Genomic DNA, 17,587 nt, shown 5'->3' with positions numbered 1-17,587 from the left:
CTGCGCACCGGCAGCCCGCACCGATATCTTTGACTCAGTCAAAGACTTCGTGAAGCGAGGGCCCATGCCGATGACCGCACCCGGCCACGACGACGTCGCCGCCGTCCGCGCCTTCAACCGCCGCTACACCCGGTGGCTCGGCGTACTCGACGAACATCTGCTCGACAGCGACTTCTCGCTGACCGAGGCGCGAATCCTGTTCGAGCTCAACCGGACCGGGCCGCGCGATGTGCGGACGCTGCGCACCGAACTCGGCCTCGACCCGGGTTATCTCAGCCGCATTCTGACCCGTTTCGAAGCCGCGGGACTGGCGCAGCGGCGACGATCGGAGTCCGACGGCCGCCGGCAGTCGGTCGCCCTCACCGCCGCGGGCCGCGCCGCCGCCGGCGACCTCGACCGCCGGTCCGCACACGAGGTCGCGGCGCTGCTGGCGCGGCACAGCAGCGCGGACCGCCACCGGTTGCGCTCCGCCATGCACACGATCGAGCGTCTGCTCGATCCGGACACGAGCGACTCCCCCACCGGCGCACCACCGGGCCGGCCCGCGGCGGACGCCGGAACCGAGATCCGGATCCGCAGCCCGCGCGCCGGCGACTACGGCTGGATCATCCAGCGCAACGCGGTGCTCTACGCCGCCGAATACGGCTGGAACATCGAATACGAGGCGTTGGTCGCGAAGATCGTGGCCGACTTCCTGGCCGGGCACGATCCCGACAGCGAAGCGGCCTGGATCGCCGAGTGCGGCGATACCGCGGTGGGCGCGGTCTTCTGTGTGCGTGAGGATGACAGCACCGCCCGGCTGCGACTGCTGCTGGTGGAACCGTCGGCCCGCGGATCGGGCGTGGGCACCGCGCTGGTCGAGCACTGTCTCCGTTTCGCGACGGCGGCCGGCTACCGCGACATCGTGCTCTGGACCAACGATGTGCTGACCGCGGCCCGGCGGATCTATCAGCGGGCCGGATTCGAACTCGTCGACTCCCGGCCGCACCACAGCTTCGGCGCCGACCTCGTGGGCCAGACCTGGCGGCGCGCCTTGCCATGACCACCACGGTCGGCGCCGCGCCGGTAGCTGTCCGATTACCGGACACCCGCAACGGCAGAGCATGGCACCGCGGGGTCCGGAGCGCCTCGTCGGGTACCCGCCCACCCGGGCCACCCGCGCGGGCGGCTCCGGTGCGGCGGTTACTGTCGGTATATGGTTCGGCCCGACACACCCGGTGATCCGACGCCGCTGGGCGTCTGGCCGGGCGCCGCGTACCCGCTCGGCGCGACCTACGACGGGGCCGGCACCAACTTCTCGGTGTTCTCCGAAGTTGCCGAACGCGTCGAGTTGTGCCTGATCGACCCCGACGGCGGGGAAGACCGCATCTCCCTCGACGAGGTCGACGGATACGTCTGGCACGCATACCTGCCCACCGTGGCGCCGGGGCAGCGCTACGGCTTCCGCGTACACGGTCCCTACGATCCCGCTCGTGGATTACGCTGCGACAGCAGCAAATTCCTGCTCGACCCCTACGGTAAGGCGTTCACCGGAGAATTCGGCGCCGATCCCGCCCTCTACACCTACGGCGCGGATACGCTGGGACACACCATGACGGGGGTGGTGGTCGATCCGTCCTTCGACTGGGCCGGTGATCGGGCGCCCCGGCGGCCCTATCACGAGACCGTCATCTACGAAGCCCACGTCAAGGGCATGACCATGACACATCCGGCGATTCCCGCCCGGCTGCGGGGCACCTATGCCGGTCTCGCCCACCCGGCGATCATCGACCATCTGCTGTCGCTGGGCGTCACCGCGATCGAGTTGATGCCGGTCCATCAGTTCCTGCACGACCACGTCCTGCTCGACCGGGGGCTGCGAAACTACTGGGGGTACAACAGTTTCGGCTATCTGGCCCCGCACCGGGAATATGCCGCCGATTCCCGTGCCGGCGCCGCGGTCACCGAATTCAAGGCGATGGTGCGCGCACTGCACGGCGCGGGCATCGAGGTGATTCTGGACGTGGTCTACAACCACACCGGCGAGGGCAACCACCTCGGGCCCACCATCGGCCTGCGCGGCATCGACAATGCCGCCTATTACCGCCTGGCCCCGGCGGATCCGGCGCACTACATGGACTACACCGGCACCGGTAACAGCCTGAATGTACGCCACCCGCATACGCTGCAGCTGATCATGGATTCGCTGCGCTACTGGGTGCTGGACACGCACGTCGACGGATTCCGTTTCGACCTGGCCGCCACCCTGGCCCGGGAATTGCACGATGTGGACCGGCTTTCCACCTTCTTCGATCTGGTGCAGCAGGATCCGGTCGTGAGCCAGGTGAAATTGATCGCGGAGCCGTGGGATGTCGGCGAGGGCGGTTATCAGGTCGGCAATTTTCCGGGGCTGTGGACCGAGTGGAACGGCAAGTATCGCGATACCGTGCGCGACTACTGGCGCGGGCGACCGGCCACCCTGGGCGAGTTCGCCTCGCGCTTCACCGGCAGTTCGGACCTGTACGAGGCCACCGGCCGCCGCCCGAGCGCCAGTATCAACTTCGTCACCGCCCACGACGGATTCACCCTGCGGGATCTGGTGTCCTACAACGACAAGCACAATCACGCCAACGGTGAGGACAACCGCGACGGCGAGGACTACAACCGGTCCTGGAACTGCGGAATCGAGGGGCCCACCGACGATCCGGAGGTCTGCGCCCTGCGAGATCGGCAGAGCCGCAACATGATCGCCACCCTGGCGCTGTCCCAGGGCACGCCGATGCTGTTGCACGGCGACGAGATCGGCCGCACCCAGCACGGCAACAACAACGCCTACTGCCAGGACTCCCCGCTGACCTGGATGGACTGGGGCGCGGCGCAGAAGTACGCGGATCTGCTGGCCTTCACGCGGGCCGCGTTCGCGCTGCGCCGAGCCCACCCGGTCTTCCGGCGCCGCCGCTTCTTCGACGGCCGGCCCGGCGCCGACGACCACCGGCCCGGCGACATCGCATGGTTCACCCCGGGCGGCACCGAGATGACCACCGCGGACTGGAACACCGGCTTCGCCCGGTCGCTGGCGGTATTCCTCAACGGCGAGGCGATCGCCGAACCGGGCCCGCGCGGGGAACGGGTGCGCGACGACTCGTTCCTGCTGTGCTTCAATGCCCATGACGCACCCCTCGATTTCGCCGTACCCGGACCGGAATTCGGCGCGCACTGGTCGGTGGCGCTGGATTGCTCGACACCCACCGGGCGCGCAGACGCCACCTACCCCGCAGCGGCCACGGTCGCCGTACCCGCTCGCTGCCTGCTCGTCCTCCGCCGTACCGAAGCCACCCCGATATCGAGATGACAGACACCCCTTCCCCCGAACACCGCACCGGCCCGATCGGGCGCCGAACCCCCGTGCGCAGCACCTATCGCCTGCAGCTGCGTCCCGACGCGCTGACCTTCGCCGATGCCCGCGCCATCGCCGAATATCTTCAGCAACTGGGCATTTCGCATCTGTACCTGTCCCCGATCATGACGGCGATGCCGGGTTCGACGCACGGCTACGACGTCACCGACCCGACCACGGTGTCGGCGGCGCTGGGCGGGCCCGGCGGGCTGAAGGCACTCGCCGACGAGGTCCGCGCCCGCGGCATGGGACTGATCGTCGACTTGGTGCCCAACCACGTCGGCGTCGGCGATCCGCGACGCAATCCGTGGTGGTGGGATGTGCTGCGCAACGGCAAGAATTCGAAGTTCGCGCACATCTTCGACATCGACTGGAGTCCGGCCAACGGGGCCGGCGGCCGGCTCGCCCTGCCGGTGCTGACCAGTGAGAACGATCCCGCGGCGTTGACCGTCGACCGGTCCGGCCCCGAACCCGTGCTCGCCCTGCGGGATCTGCGGTTCCCGATCGCCCCGGGCACCGACGGCGAGAACGCCCTGCGCATCCACGACCGCCAGCACTATCGCCTGGTCAGCTGGAAGGCCGGGATCTGCACCTACCGCCGGTTCCTGGCGGTGTCCGAACTGGCCGCGATCCGTCAGGAGGATCCGGCGGTGTTCGACCTGACCCATCGCGAACTGGCCGCCTGGTGTGAGCACGATCTGATCGACGGCGTGCGCGTCGACCATCCCGACGGGCTGAGCTATCCCGCGGCCTATCTGGCCAAGCTGCGCCGGCTGATCGGGCCGCAGCGGCTGTTGCTGGTCGAGAAGGTGCTGGGCCGCGACGAGACGCTGGACGCCACCCTGCCGGTCGACGGCACCACCGGCTACGAGGCACTCGCCGAGGTCGGCGGCATCTTCGTCGATCCGGCCGGTGAGGAGGCCCTGACCGAGCTGTCGCGCCGGATGCTCGGACACGGCAGCGACGCGGCGTGGATCGCCGATACCGAACACCGGATCAAACGCGCGGTCGCCGAACGACTACTGGTGCCCGAGGTGCGCCGGCTGGTCGCCGCGGTGAAGCGCGACGCCGCGGTCAACGGCTTCGACGCCGCGGCCATCAGCGATATCGCGTTGACCAATGCCACCATCGAGGTGCTGTCGCACATGCCGGTCTATCGCACCGACTACCCGCCGCTGGCGGGGGTGCTCACCACGGTGGTGGCCGAGGTGCAGCAGCGCAACCGGGAACTGACCGCGCCGCTGTCGGTCCTCGTGCGCGCCCTGGCGGCCGGTGGTGAAGCGGCGACTCGCCTGCATCAGGTCGGCGGTGCGGTGGCGGCGAAAGCGGTCGACGACACCATGTTCTATCAGGCGGCGCGGCTGGTGTCGCTGCAGGAAATGGGTGGCGATCCCGGCCGGTTCGGCCGCTCGGTGCTGGAGTTCCATCTCGCCAATGCCGAGCGCGCCCGTCGCCGCCCGGCCACCATGACGACGCTGTCGACCCACGACACCAAACGCGGCGAGGATGTGCGCGCCCGGATCACGGTGCTGTCGCAGGTCGCCGAGAGCTGGTCGCGTGCGGTCGGCGCCTGGCTGGAGCTGGTGCCGCCGCCGGACGGACCGACCGCCGCGTTCCTGCTGCAGAACATGTTCGGTGTGTGGCCGGTGGACGGCCGCCGGCCCGCCACGGTGCCGCATTTCCGGGAACGGCTGCACCGCTTCGCCGAGAAGGCGGTCCGGGAGGCGGGGCTGCGCTCGTCGTGGGAAGAACCGGACCTCGACTTCGAAGCCGAGGTACATCGCTGGCTGGATGCGGTGATCGACGGCCCGGTGGGCGCCGAACTCGGCGAACTGGCGACCCGGCTGGCTCCGCACGCCTGGTCGGATTCGTTGGGGCAGAAGCTGCTACAGCTGTGCGGGCCCGGCATTCCCGATGTGTACCAGGGCTGCGAGCTGTGGGAGGACTCGCTGGTCGATCCGGACAACCGCCGCCCGGTGGACTTCGGGCACCGCCTGGCTATGCTGCAATCCCTCACCGGCACACCGGAATTGGAGACCTCCGGCGCCGCGAAGATGTGGATCGTGGCCTACGCGCTGTGGTTGCGGCGCGAGCGGCCGGACTGCTTCGTCGGCGGCTCCTATACGCCCCTGTTCGCCGTCGGCGAGCGCAGCGAACATCTGGTGAGCTACGGGCGCGGCCGCGTCGGCGAACCGCCCCAGGTGATCGTGGCGGCCACCCGGCACAGCCTGGCCCTCACCGAGGGCGGCTGGGCCGACACCGTGCTGGATCTGCCCTCGGGCACCTGGACCGACCGGCTCACCGGGCACACCTTCACCGGCCGGGTCCGGCTGGAGAAGTTGTTCGCCCGGCTGCCGGTGGCGTTGCTGGTGCGCTGAGCCGGAGCGCCGGCGGGATCGGTGCGACGGGATCAGTACGCGGAGAACACGCTGTCGATCGACCCGTAGCGGTGCGCCGCGTAGTTGCAGGCGGCGGCGATGTTCGCGACCGGATCGTAGATGTCCCAGGAGGTGCCGTCGACGTGGAAGGCGGCGAAGGTCGGGTCGATGACCTGCATCAGGCCCTTCGACGGGATACCCGCGGCGGCATTGGAGTCGTAGAGGTTGATCGCGCGCGGATTGCCACCGGATTCCCGCATGGCGTTGCGGTAGATGCCGTCGTAGCTGCCCGGGATGCCGTGCTGGCCCATGACGTAGAGGGCGTGGCGGATCCAGCCGTCGAGGTTGTCCGGGAAGGCCGGCGGCAGCAGTTGCGGCAGCGGCTGCGGCAGCCCCTGCACGAACTGCTGCACCTGGTCCTGCTGCGGCTGCGGCAGCCCCTGCTGCCACTGACCGGCCTGCACCTGCAGCTGTTCGGCGCTGGTCTGCAGCTCCGGCGGCACCCCGGCGATCGGGGCCTCGGCGTGGGCGGCCACCGGCACGCTCACGACGGCGGCGAAGGCGGCAAGCGGCAGCAGTTTTCTGATGTGCATGGCGATACGAGCTCCGGATCGGTCGAACGGTGGGGTGACCATCGCGACGATCCACAGAACAAAAGCCCGCTCGCCGCGGTTGAAACAGACCGGAGGTCTGCTTTCTGGCGAGTCACAGACTGATTGCGACAAGTGAACGTAAACATAACGGTGAATGAACACCAGGTGTTATTCACCTGAGAAAAATCGCGTCGACCAGCGGTTATGTGCGGCACATCACAGGCAGGCCGAAGTCTCGGTCCGATTACGGTCGCCGCGACAGAGCCGGGACTCCCACCGGACCGAGGCCCGGAGTTGCGCCGGCCGAGCCGGCCGGCAACCCCCTCGGGATCAGGCCGCGCTCCCGGCCACCGGGTTGCCCCCGGCCGGCTGCTCGCCGCCGATCTCGGATGAACGGCCGGCCCCGGCCTCGCCGGCGTCGCCGCCCCGCACCGGCAGGGTCGGCAGCGGGCCGGCGAGTTCGGCGGCCCACCGTTCGACGTTGGGCGGCCGGTAGGTCGCGCAGGGGGCAGCGCAATCGGCCAGATAGACCCGGCGATCGCCGGGTGCGGACAGCCGGCGCCAGGAATCGGCGTAGAAACGCGGATTGCGCGGATGCAGCAGGAACCCCGCGACATTCAGGACGCGATAGAAGACGGTGAGCGAATCATGCGCCCGCACCGGTGATTCCGGTTCCACGGCCGTCGCCGGCGCGGATCGCGTCGTGGCACGGCGGTTCAGCAATTGCTCGATCCGCTCCTCGTCGAAGCCCAGCCCGGCCGCGCGGGCCTGGTCGACCATCCAGCGCAGCGTGATGTCGGACAGCCTGCTGTCGGCGTATCCGCCGCCGATATCGGTGTGCACACCCTCGAACCACACCTGCTGTACCCGGTCGGCGCCGCGTGGGCCGCCCGCGGGTTCGTCGGTGACCTCCCACAGGCACGGCGCGTACATGCGCCGGCGTTCGTCGATGGCCAGCGCCTGGCGCGCGTACCGCACATTCGGCGACAGCCGGACATCGTGGAAGCGATAGCGCCACGAGGTGATCCCCGGGATGCCGAGCGCGCCGACGGTGTCGAAGACGCCCAGGAAGGTGATCGGCACCGGATAGACGCAGTGCCGCTCACGGAATTCGACCCACTCCGGGCGATCGGGTCCGTCCGGATCGTCCTTGCGCTGGCGGTAGATCTTCAGCGCCTGCGGATAGACGCGGTCGACCATGGCGTCGGCGGTGAGCAGCCCCAGCCGATTGATCATGCCCACCAGGCTGCGGGCGGTGTAGGCGCCGCGGCTGAATCCGAAGACGTAGATCTCGTCGCCGGGCTCCCAGTTCAGCGCCAGCTGCCAGTACATGGTGGACAGGTTGGCGTCGAGGCCGAGTCCGAAGGCGCCGCCGAGCAGTCGGTCGGCCAGATATCCGCGCGATCCGGGACCGTCGACATAGAAGACCCGTTGGCCCACATGGTCCCCCGCCTCGGTGGTGGTACTCGACCGCACCGATTCGGCGATCTTCACGACATTGGAGACGGTCGGATTGCTCTCCGTACCCCACGTCCCGTCACAACAGACGACCAACCGCTTCATATCCGAATTCTCCCGCCCCCCAGCAGCGCGCGCACGAGTAGTGCGCTACTCGAATCATCGCGCGGATCCGGCGAATACGTTAATGCCCGGCGGCAGGTGACACCGTGCGACGAGGCGTGCGGAGGGCCCGGACGCGGCCCGCCCGAACGATCGACCGCGAACGGCTGCCGGAACATCGCGGGCGGCGCGTCCGGACCGCCGGATGCTCGGGCCGAAATCCGTGCGCCGCAAGCAGTTCGGGGCCGACCGCGCCACGGGTGGTGGCCGATATGCACTGCACCGGCTTCGCGTGGGTGCGCCGCAACCATGCTCACGGTGGCAGGACATTGCCGTGCCGGGGTCGGACAGGGCCGAGTAGCCACTGGCGCCCGCGTACCCGGGTCCGTTCGCGGTCCGGGCGAAACTACCCGTTTCCGCCGGCGCCGATGTTGCGGCGATCGGCGGAAGAGAAATGATGACGGCCGACCGCCCTCGTCTCGGTCGACCGTCATCGGCGAGCCGGGCGATCGGCACGGCCGCCACCGACAGCCGCGAAAGTCACCGATCCGCACCGCAGGAACCGTGGTCCGTCTCTCGCAGCCGGGATATCGCCACCGGGCCGCTGGAACGTTACCGGAGTCACCGCGGCGAGTTTCCGGCTATGACCGCGCGACCCCGTGCGACCGCTGGACGCCGCTCCAGCGAACGTGAGATCGAACACCCGGGAGGGCCCGATTGCGGCGAGTTGCCTGGACCCGCCGGGACGCTCCGCGAAGAAATTGCATCGATGTCATTCGGAGCCCCGGAGACGGCCGGACGGCGGGAGAATTTCGACTAGGATCGGCCCGTGGCTGACTCGGGATTCGTACACCTTCACAACCACACCGAGTACTCGATGCTCGATGGTGCCGCGAAGATCTCGCCCCTGTTCGCCGAGGCGCAGCGGTTGGGTATGACCGCGGTCGGCATGACCGACCACGGCAATATGTACGGCGCCTCGGAGTTCTACAACTCGGCCAAGAAACAGGGCATCAAGCCGATCATCGGCATCGAGGCCTATATCGCGCCCGAATCGCGGTTCAACACCAAACGCATTCTGTGGGGCGACCCCAGCCAGAAGAGCGACGACGTCTCCGGTTCCGGCGCCTACACCCACATGACGATGGTCGCGGAGAACGCGACGGGTCTGCGGAACCTGTTCAAACTGTCCAGCCTGGCCTCGATCGAGGGGCAGCTCGGCAAGTGGGCGCGCATGGACGCCGAGATCATCGCGCAGCACGCCGAGGGCATCATCGCGACCACCGGCTGCCCGTCCGGTGAGGTGCAGACCCGGCTGCGACTGGGCCACGAGCGCGAGGCACTCGAGGCCGCGGCCAAGTGGCAGGAGATCTTCGGCAAGGACAATTTCTTCCTCGAGGTGATGGACCACGGACTGTCCATCGAACGCCGCGTCCGCGAGGGCCTGCTCGAGGTCGGCAAGAAGCTGGGCATTCCGCCGCTGGCCACCAACGACTGCCACTACGTGCACGAATCCGACGCCGCCAACCACGAGGCGCTGCTGTGTGTGCAGACCGGTAAGACACTGTCGGACCCGGGCCGGTTCAAGTTCGACGGCAGCGGTTACTACCTGAAGTCGTCCGCCGAGATGCGCGCGATCTGGGACGCCGAGGTGCCCGACGCCTGTGACAACACCGTGCTGATCGGTGAGCGGGTGCAGTCCTACGAGGAGGTCTGGACCCACCACGATCGGATGCCGATCTTCCCGGTGCCCGAGGGTGAGACCCAGGCGAGCTGGCTGCGCAAGGAGGTCATGCGCGGGCTGGATCGCCGATTCCCGTCCGGCCCGCCCGAGGAGTACATCAAGCGCGCCGAATACGAGCTCGGCGTCATCATCGAAATGGGCTTCCCGGCCTACTTCCTGGTCGTCGGTGACCTGATCAACCACGCCCGCGAGGTCGGCATCAACGTCGGCCCCGGTCGTGGTTCGGCGGCCGGTTCGCTGGTCGCCTACGCCATGGGCATCACCAATATCGACCCGATCCCGCACGGTCTGCTGTTCGAGCGGTTCCTCAACCCCGAACGCGTCTCCATGCCCGATATCGATATCGACTTCGACGATCGCCGCCGCGGTGAGATGGTGCGCTACGCCACCGAGAAGTGGGGCAGCGACCGGGTCGCCCAGGTGATCACCTTCGGCACCATTAAAACCAAAGCGGCGCTGAAGGATTCGGCCCGGGTCCAGTTCGGCCAGCCCGGTTTCGCGATTGCCGATCAGATCTCCAAGGCGCTGCCGCCGCCGATCATGGCCAAGGACATTCCGCTGTCCGGGATCACCGATCCCGAACACGAACGGTACAAGGAGGCCGCCGAGGTCCGGGAGCTGATCAACACCAACCCGGACGTCGCCAAGATCTACGAGACCGCCCGCGGCCTCGAGGGCCTGATCCGTAACGCCGGTGTGCACGCCTGCGCGGTCATCATGTCCTCCGAACCGCTGATGGACGCGATCCCGGTCTGGAAGCGACCCCAGGACGGTGCCATCATCACCGGCTGGGACTATCCGTCCTGTGAGGCCATCGGCCTGCTGAAGATGGACTTCCTGGGTCTGCGCAACCTCACCGTGATCGGTGACGCGCTGGACAACATCAAGGCCAACCGCGGGATCGACCTGGATCTGGACACCCTGCCGCTGGACGATCCCGCGACCTACGAATTGCTGTCCCGCGGCGACACTCTCGGCGTGTTCCAGCTCGACGGCGGCGCGATGCGCGACCTGCTGCGCCGCATGCAGCCCACCGGATTCGAGGACATCGTCGCCGTGCTGGCGCTGTATCGGCCCGGCCCGATGGGCATGAACGCGCACAACGACTACGCCGACCGCAAGAACGGGCGGCAAGAGGTCAAGCCGATCCATCCCGAGCTCGAGGAGCCGCTGAAGGACATTCTGGCCGATACCTACGGCCTGATCGTCTATCAGGAACAGATCATGCAGATCGCGCAGAAGGTGGCCGGGTACTCCCTCGGCCGAGCCGACATTCTGCGCCGGGCCATGGGTAAGAAGAAGGCCGAGGTCCTGGAGGCCGAATTCGAGGGCTTCGAAAAAGGCATGCAGGACAACGGCTTCTCCAAACCCGCCATCAAGGCGCTGTGGGACACGATCCTGCCCTTCGCCGGCTACGCGTTCAACAAATCCCATGCCGCCGGCTACGGCCTGGTCTCGTTCTGGACCGCCTACCTCAAGGCCAACTACAAGGCCGAATACATGGCGGCCCTGCTCACCTCGGTCGGAGACGACAAGGACAAGGCCGCGGTCTACCTGGCCGACTGCCGGCGCCTCGGCATCCAGGTGTTGCCGCCCGATGTCAACGAGTCCGAGCACAATTTCGCCTCGGTGGGCAACGACATCCGCTTCGGCCTGGGCGCGGTGCGCAATGTCGGCGCCAACGTGGTGGCCTCGATCATCAACGCGCGCAAGGAGAAGTCGAAGTTCACCGACTTCTCCGACTACCTGAACAAGATCGACGCCGTGGCCTGCACCAAGAAGGTCACCGAATCGCTAATCAAGGCGGGGGCGTTCGATTCGCTCGGACATCCGCGCAAGGGTCTGCTGCTGGTGCACTCCGATGCCATCGACGCTGTGATGGCGACCAAGAAGGCGGAGGCGATCGGTCAGTTCGACCTGTTCGGCGGGCTCGACGACGGCGACGAATCCATCTCCTCGGTATTCGACGTCAAGGTGCCGGACGAGGAATGGGAGACCAAACACAAGCTCGCGCTGGAGCGGGAAATGTTGGGCCTCTACGTATCCGGACACCCGCTCAACGGCGTGGAACACGTGCTCGCGGCGCAGGCCGACACCCCGATCCCGGCGATTCTGGAAGGGGATGTGAAGGACGGCACCCAGGTCACCATCGGCGGCATCCTCGCCAGTGTCACCCGGCGCATCAACAAGAACGGAATGCCCTGGGCCTCGGCGCAATTGGAGGACCTCACCGGTGGGATCGAGGTGCTGTTCTTCCCGCAGGCCTATTCGGTGTACGGCATGGATGTGGTCGAGGACGCCGTGGTGTTGGTCAAGGCCCGGGTCTCCGTGCGCGACGACCGGATCTCATTGATCGCCAACGATCTGGTGGTTCCGGATCTGTCGTCGATCGGAATGGAGAAGCCGCTGTCGGTGACCATTCCCACCCGGCTGTGCACCCCGGACAAGGTGAGCGCGCTCAAGCGGGTGCTGTCCAGCCACCCCGGTACCGCCGATGTGCACATCCGCCACGTCGGATCGCGGGAGAAGACCACCATGCTCAAGGTGGCCGACAATTTGCGGGTGTCGCCGTCCTCGGCGCTGATGGGTGATCTGAAGGCATTGCTCGGACCGGGCTGCCTCGCCGGCTGAGGGCGGCAGAACCGGCCGGGGCATCCGGCCCGGTTCCCCTCGGCTCAGCCGGTGGTGTGGCGGGCGATGGCCCCCACGACCCAGCGTCCGGCCGCGACGGCCGCGCCCGCGAGGACCGCGACCTGCGCCGAACCGACGATCAGCGCCAGAATCAGGGCGAGTACCAGTCCGAGTGCCAGGGCCTCGAGTTTGTACACCGGCCACGGCACACCCGCCAGCTCCACCGTATGCGGGGCACGGCGGGACGAGCGCAGAATAGGGCTGACCGCTGTCATGCGATAAGGCTACACGTACGCGCAATTTCGGTCCACCGAACTATGGCTGCGACCTGCGTGATCGTCGCCATGCGAGGCCGGGAACACATCGGCCTGCGCCGGCGTTGTGCCCGTCATGCCACTTACCGGAGAATATGCGCCCAGCTCGTCCGACTGGGCCCGCGAGCAGGCCGAGAAGTACGAGGCCTCCAACGGTTCCGAAGCCAATACGCTGCTCGATCGCGGATACCCGATCGTTCTGGTCACCAGCATCGGCGCCAAGACCGGCAAGCTGCGAAAGACCCCGCTGATGCGTGTCGAGCACAACGGCGAGTACGCGGCCGTGGCCTCGCTCGGCGGCGCGCCCAAACACCCCGTCTGGTACTACAACCTCAAGGCCAACCCGACCGTGGAACTGCGGGACGGTGATGTGGTCAAGGATTACGTCGCCCGCGAGGTCACCGGCGAGGAGAAGGCCGTCTGGTGGGAGCGCGCGGTGGCGGCGTATCCCGACTACGCCGACTACCAGAAGAAGACGACCCGCGAGATCCCGGTCTTCGTCCTGAGGCCGAAGTCCTGACCCAGCGCACCCGGCATTCGGCGCGACGCCCGGCTCCGGCCGGGCGTCGCCCGCATTCCGGGGTCCGCATATCTGCCGCGCATCCGCTCGAGGTCGCCCGATAGCATATTCGGGTGTCTGATCCGCTGGATGTCGTAGAGAAAGTATCCGTTCCGCTGCCCGAACTGAGCGCGGACGAGATCGATGCGGCCGCCAAGCGAATTTCGGAGATCGTCGAGCCGACGCCGCTCCAGCGAATCGAGCGGTTGTCGGCGGCCACCGGCGCGAACGTCTACCTCAAGCGTGAAGATCTGACCGCGGTCCGCTCCTACAAATTGCGCGGCGCCTACAACCTGATCGTGCAGCTCGACGAGACGGAACGGGCGGCCGGAGTGGTGACGGCCAGCGCCGGCAATCACGCCCAGGGAGTGGCCTTCGCCTGCCGGTCGATGGGTATCCAGGGCCGCATCTACGTCCCGACCACCACGCCCAAACAGAAGCGCGATCGCATCCGCGCCCACGGCGGCGACTTCGTCGAGTTGATCGCGGTCGGCGACAATTTCGACGCCGCGGCCGCCGCGGCCGCCGCCGACGTCGCCCGCACCGGCGCGACGATGGTTCCCCCGTTCGACGATCCGCGCACCGCCGCGGGGCAGGGCACCGTCGCGGTGGAGATTCTCGAACAGCTTTCCACCACCCCGGACCTGGTGATCATCCCGGTCGGCGGTGGCGGCTGCCTCGCCGGCATCGGCACCTACCTGCGCGAACGCGCGCCGAAGACGGCCATCCTGGGCGTCGAACCCAAGGGTGCCGCCTCGATGACGGCGGCCCTGATCGCGGGCGGACCGGTCACCCTGCCCGATATCGATCCGTTCGTCGACGGCGCAGCCGTGCGCCGGATCGGCGATCTGCCCTATGCGGCGGTCTCGCGGTTCGGTGGCCGAGTGGTGTCGCACGCGTCGCTGCCGCTCCTCATCGGCACCGAATCCCCCAGGGGCGCAGGCTCTTTCCGGATGATGCAGGTCGACGAGGGCGCGATCTGCACCGCGATGCTGGAGCTGTATCAGAACGAAGGCGTCATCGCCGAACCGGCCGGTGCGCTGGCGGTCGCCGCGCTGGCCGAGATCGGGGTCGAGCCCGGGACGACGGTGGTGTGCCTGTTGTCCGGCGGTAACAACGACATCTCACGCTACGGCGAGATCATCGAGCGGTCGCTGGTCCATCGCGGACTCAAGCACTATTTCCTGGTGAATTTCCCGCAGGAGCCCGGTGCGCTGCGCCGGTTCCTCGACGAGGTGCTGGGCCCGGACGACGACATCACCCTGTTCGAATACGTCAAGCGGAACAATCGGGAGACCGGGGCCGCGCTGGTCGGGATCGAACTGGGCTCATTGGCGGGCCTGAAACCGCTCCTGGACCGGATGCAGGACTCCCCCATCCAATGTCAGCAGCTGGACCCGGACTCCCCGACCTACCGCTATCTGACCTGAGCCGGACACGAGGGCCGCGCTTCGCCCGCGAAGCGCGGCCCTCGTCGAGTTCAGGCCGCCCGCGGACGCGGCGCCGACCGGCGGCCGTTGCTCATCGCCCGCGCGCCCCGCACCGCCAGCGGCAGCACCCACGCCGCCGCCAGCTGATCCCAGACGAACGACTGCGGGGTGAACCGGTTGTGCACGAACCCGACCGACAGTCCGAGCCGCGGATCGGCCCAGCCGAACGACCCCGCCAGGCCGATATGACCGAACCCGGACGACGCGCCGGGAATCGGGAAGGTGTGGTAGCCCAGATGCCACATCATCGGGAAATAGAACAGGGCGTGGTCGAGCCGGCGCGTCTGGATGCGCCGGATCTGGCGCATCGTCGCCGCGGACAGGTAGCGCCGCCCGGCGATCATGCCGCCGTCGGCCAGCACGCCGTACACCGAGGCCAGGGCGCTCGCCGTGAAAACGCCGTTGCCGGCGGGCATTTCGGTGTCGAGGATCGAGGGCTGGTCACCGTCGAACAGCGCGTGCAGCCCGGGCAGGAACAGCGCCCGGGTCGCCGCACCCGCCGCCCCGGGGACCCGGCCGGCCTGCGCGAGGACCAGCGCCCCCACCGCCGTGCCGGCCAGGGCCAGTTTGGAACCGGCCAGCGCCGCGACGGTGGTGGCCGACTCCGGTGCCGGGCGGCCCAGGTGCAGACCGTCGATTCCGAGCGGTTCGGATACTTCGGTCCGGAACAGCTCCCGCATACTCGAACCGGTGACCGCCCGGGCGAGTCCGGCGAGCAACCAGCCGTAGGTGAGGGCGTGGTAGGTCGGAATGCCGAGCAAGCGGTCCGGCGCCGCCGCGGCCAGCCGGTGTTCCATGAGTTCGTGATCGAGCACCTCGTCGAGCCCGGCGGCGACGACCGGCAGCGACGACAGCCCGGCCCGGTGAGTCATCAACTGCGCCACCGTGATCCGCGATTTACCCGCCGCACCGAACTCCGGCCAGTACTCGGCCACCGGGGCGGCGTAGTCGATCAGGCCGCGATCGGCCAGCCGGTGGATCACCGTGGCGGCGATTCCCTTGGTGGCGGAGAAGGCAACGCTTCCGGTGTCCCGGGTCCACGGGGTGGTGCCGGCCGAGTACCCGGTCCAGATTTCGACGACCGGTTCGCCGTGCCGATGGATGGTGAGCGCACCCCCCGCACCGATCCGGCCGCCGACGATGCGCGCGAAGTTGCGCACCAGCGGTTCGAATCCGACGGCGGCGTAGCCGTTCACACCGGCGGGTAACACCGCCGAATCTGCGGGTAAAGCGTCGTTGCTCACCCATCTACGGTACGGGCGTACCGTTGTGCGGGGCAACGGTGTTGCGCGAGCGGTATGCCTCCGAGACCTGCCGAGACCCGGCCGATGCGCCACGGAGGCGGAGCGCCGCCGAGGTGACCTGCTGAAATCCCCACCGGCGAAACCCGGTGTGTCATCGTTGAGACATGTGGTCACCGCGGTCGATCAGCTCGGATTCGCCGGACATCACCGGGCCGGGACGGGACCGGCCGAGACCGCCGCGCCGCGCCGGCACGGCCGCCGGACTGGTCGTGCTGCTGATTCTGGCCGCGGCCTGTTCCCGTTCCGAGCCGGTGCAATCCGCACCGAAGCCGCCGGTGGTGACCGGCGACTGGAACGGGGTGCTGCCGGCGCCGGACCAGGCACTGCCGATCGGGATCGGATTCGACGGAAACGGTGCGGCGGTGACGATTCCGCCGCAGGGTATCTACGATCACCCGCTCGACCGGGTCGTCACCGAGCCGGACGCGATCGCCTTCGCGATCCCCGGCCTCCCGGGCGACCCGAATTTCCACGGCCGCTATCACCGCGACGACGACACCATCGCCGGAACTTTCACCCAGGCCGGGCACGACCTGCCGCTGACTCTGCACCGCGGACCGGTGCCGACCCCGGCACGATCGCAGGAACCGCACCCGCCGTGGCCTTACCGGTCCGAGGACGTCCACTACCGCAGTGGGCAGGTACCGATCGCCGGAACGCTCACCCTGCCGAACGGCCGGGGCCCGCATCCCGCGGTGGTGCTGATCAGCGGTAGCGGGCCGCAGGATCGCAACGAGGAGATCGCGGGGCACAAACCCTTCCTGCTGCTCGCCGATACGCTCACCCGCGCGGGATACGCGGTCCTGCGCACCGACGACCGCGGGGTCGGCGGCACCGGCGGACAGCTCGACACCTGCGATTACACCGATCTCACCGACGACATCGCGGCCGGGTTGGCCTACCTGCGCAGCCGCGGCGATATCGACGGCACTCGGATCGGCCTGCTCGGCCACAGCGAGGGCGGATATCTGGCGCCGCTCGCCGCGACCCGGCCCGACAGCCGGGTCGCGTTCGTGATCATGGCGGCCGGGCCCGCGGTGTCCGGTTCGGAGGTGCTGCTGGGGCAGAACGAAGCGATGCTGCGCCACAACCACGCCGATGCCGAGGAGATCCGCGACCGCGTCGGCTACATCACCACCCTGACCACCCTGATCCGCAGCGGTGACCGCGAGCAGGTGCGACGCTTCGCGGCCGCGCACAACGACGCGCTGCCGCCGGATCAGCGCCAACCGCAGTCGGCGCTCGACCAGTTGACCACCCCGTATTTCGACGCCCTCATCGATTACGATCCCGCACCGGCACAGCGGGCGCTGCGCATCCCGGTCCTGGCCCTCTACGGAACCAAGGACCTGCAGGTCCCGGCCGCGCAGAGCGCACCGGCCGCACGGGCGAACCTGGCCGCCGACCCGTACGCCGACGTGCACGTCTTCGATGGGCTCAACCACCTGATGCAACCGGCCGACACCGGCGATCCGAAGGAATACAGCACGATCGACATCACCATCGCCCCCGAAGTGCTGACCTACCTCACCACCTGGCTCGGCGCCGCTGCCGCTCCGGCCCGATGAACTCCGCCGCGCCAGCCCGATGAACTCTGCCGCTCCGGCCCGGCGCGTTCGGGGGTAGCGGTGCGGCAGC

11 protein-coding genes are annotated in these 17,587 nt (G+C 68.4%); 7 read left to right on the top strand and 4 right to left on the bottom strand.

Annotation, left to right across the window (positions count from 1 at the left end; all coding sequences use genetic code 11):
• Positions 1–64: 64 nt before the first annotated feature.
• From ON37_RS09165 to treY, 3 genes are all read left to right on the top strand, one after another.
• Positions 65–1,042, top strand: a complete 978-nt coding sequence (locus tag ON37_RS09165; protein ID WP_245553125.1) for a bifunctional helix-turn-helix transcriptional regulator/GNAT family N-acetyltransferase — start codon at positions 65–67, stop codon at positions 1,040–1,042.
• A gap of 153 nt (positions 1,043–1,195) precedes the next feature.
• Positions 1,196–3,331, top strand: coding sequence for a glycogen debranching protein GlgX (glgX, locus tag ON37_RS09160; protein WP_040718419.1), 2,136 nt, complete (start codon positions 1,196–1,198; stop codon positions 3,329–3,331).
• Positions 3,328–5,754 carry a malto-oligosyltrehalose synthase gene (gene treY, locus ON37_RS09155; protein ID WP_051031380.1) on the top strand — a complete coding sequence of 809 codons (2,427 nt, stop codon included), beginning with the start codon at positions 3,328–3,330 and terminating at the stop codon, positions 5,752–5,754. Before glgX ends, treY begins: the two co-directional genes overlap by 4 nt.
• A gap of 32 nt (positions 5,755–5,786) precedes the next feature.
• Here treY and ON37_RS31650 read toward each other — a convergent pair whose 3' ends face one another.
• Together ON37_RS31650 and ON37_RS09145 are read right to left on the bottom strand one after the other, a co-directional pair.
• Positions 5,787–6,389 carry a transglycosylase SLT domain-containing protein gene (locus ON37_RS31650; protein ID WP_245553124.1) on the bottom strand — a complete coding sequence of 201 codons (603 nt, stop codon included), beginning with the start codon at positions 6,387–6,389 and terminating at the stop codon, positions 5,787–5,789.
• 288 nt (positions 6,390–6,677) lie between these two features.
• On the bottom strand, positions 6,678–7,910 hold the full coding sequence (locus ON37_RS09145; RefSeq protein ID WP_083892841.1) for a T6SS phospholipase effector Tle1-like catalytic domain-containing protein: 1,233 nt from the start codon (positions 7,908–7,910) through the stop codon (positions 6,678–6,680).
• An 826-nt stretch (positions 7,911–8,736) separates the two neighbouring features.
• On the opposite strand from ON37_RS09145, the gene dnaE reads away from it, so the two are divergent.
• Positions 8,737–12,282 carry a DNA polymerase III subunit alpha gene (dnaE, locus tag ON37_RS09140; RefSeq protein ID WP_040718417.1) on the top strand — a complete coding sequence of 1,182 codons (3,546 nt, stop codon included), beginning with the start codon at positions 8,737–8,739 and terminating at the stop codon, positions 12,280–12,282.
• 44 nt (positions 12,283–12,326) lie between these two features.
• Here dnaE and ON37_RS09135 read toward each other — a convergent pair whose 3' ends face one another.
• Positions 12,327–12,557 (bottom strand): hypothetical protein, encoded by a 231-nt coding sequence (locus ON37_RS09135; protein ID WP_040718416.1) that lies wholly within the window; start codon positions 12,555–12,557, stop codon positions 12,327–12,329.
• Between the two features lie 115 nt (positions 12,558–12,672).
• Here ON37_RS09135 and ON37_RS09130 point away from each other — a divergent pair, with 115 nt between their 5' ends.
• Both ON37_RS09130 and ilvA read left to right on the top strand, forming a co-directional pair.
• The gene (locus ON37_RS09130) at positions 12,673–13,116 is read left to right on the top strand and encodes a nitroreductase family deazaflavin-dependent oxidoreductase (protein ID WP_040718415.1); all 444 of its coding nucleotides are present in this window, start codon (positions 12,673–12,675) and stop codon (positions 13,114–13,116) included.
• A 113-nt stretch (positions 13,117–13,229) separates the two neighbouring features.
• Positions 13,230–14,585, top strand: a complete 1,356-nt coding sequence (gene ilvA / locus ON37_RS09125) for a threonine ammonia-lyase IlvA (protein WP_040718414.1) — start codon at positions 13,230–13,232, stop codon at positions 14,583–14,585.
• 50 nt (positions 14,586–14,635) lie between these two features.
• Here ilvA and ON37_RS09120 read toward each other — a convergent pair whose 3' ends face one another.
• Complete coding sequence (locus ON37_RS09120) at positions 14,636–15,889, bottom strand: serine hydrolase domain-containing protein (protein WP_040718413.1); 1,254 nt, start codon at positions 15,887–15,889, stop codon at positions 14,636–14,638.
• 164 nt (positions 15,890–16,053) lie between these two features.
• Between ON37_RS09120 and ON37_RS09115 the strand changes: the two genes are divergently transcribed.
• Positions 16,054–17,517, top strand: coding sequence for an alpha/beta hydrolase family protein (locus ON37_RS09115; RefSeq protein ID WP_083892840.1), 1,464 nt, complete (start codon positions 16,054–16,056; stop codon positions 17,515–17,517).
• The last annotated feature ends 70 nt before the right edge of the window (positions 17,518–17,587 follow it).

It is taken from the genome of Nocardia veterana NBRC 100344 (assembly GCF_000308855.1).
Taxonomy (GTDB): Bacteria; Actinomycetota; Actinomycetes; order Mycobacteriales; family Mycobacteriaceae; genus Nocardia; species Nocardia veterana.
Note: the sequence above shows the minus strand (reverse complement) of the source record. Positions and strands in the feature narration are given on the sequence as shown.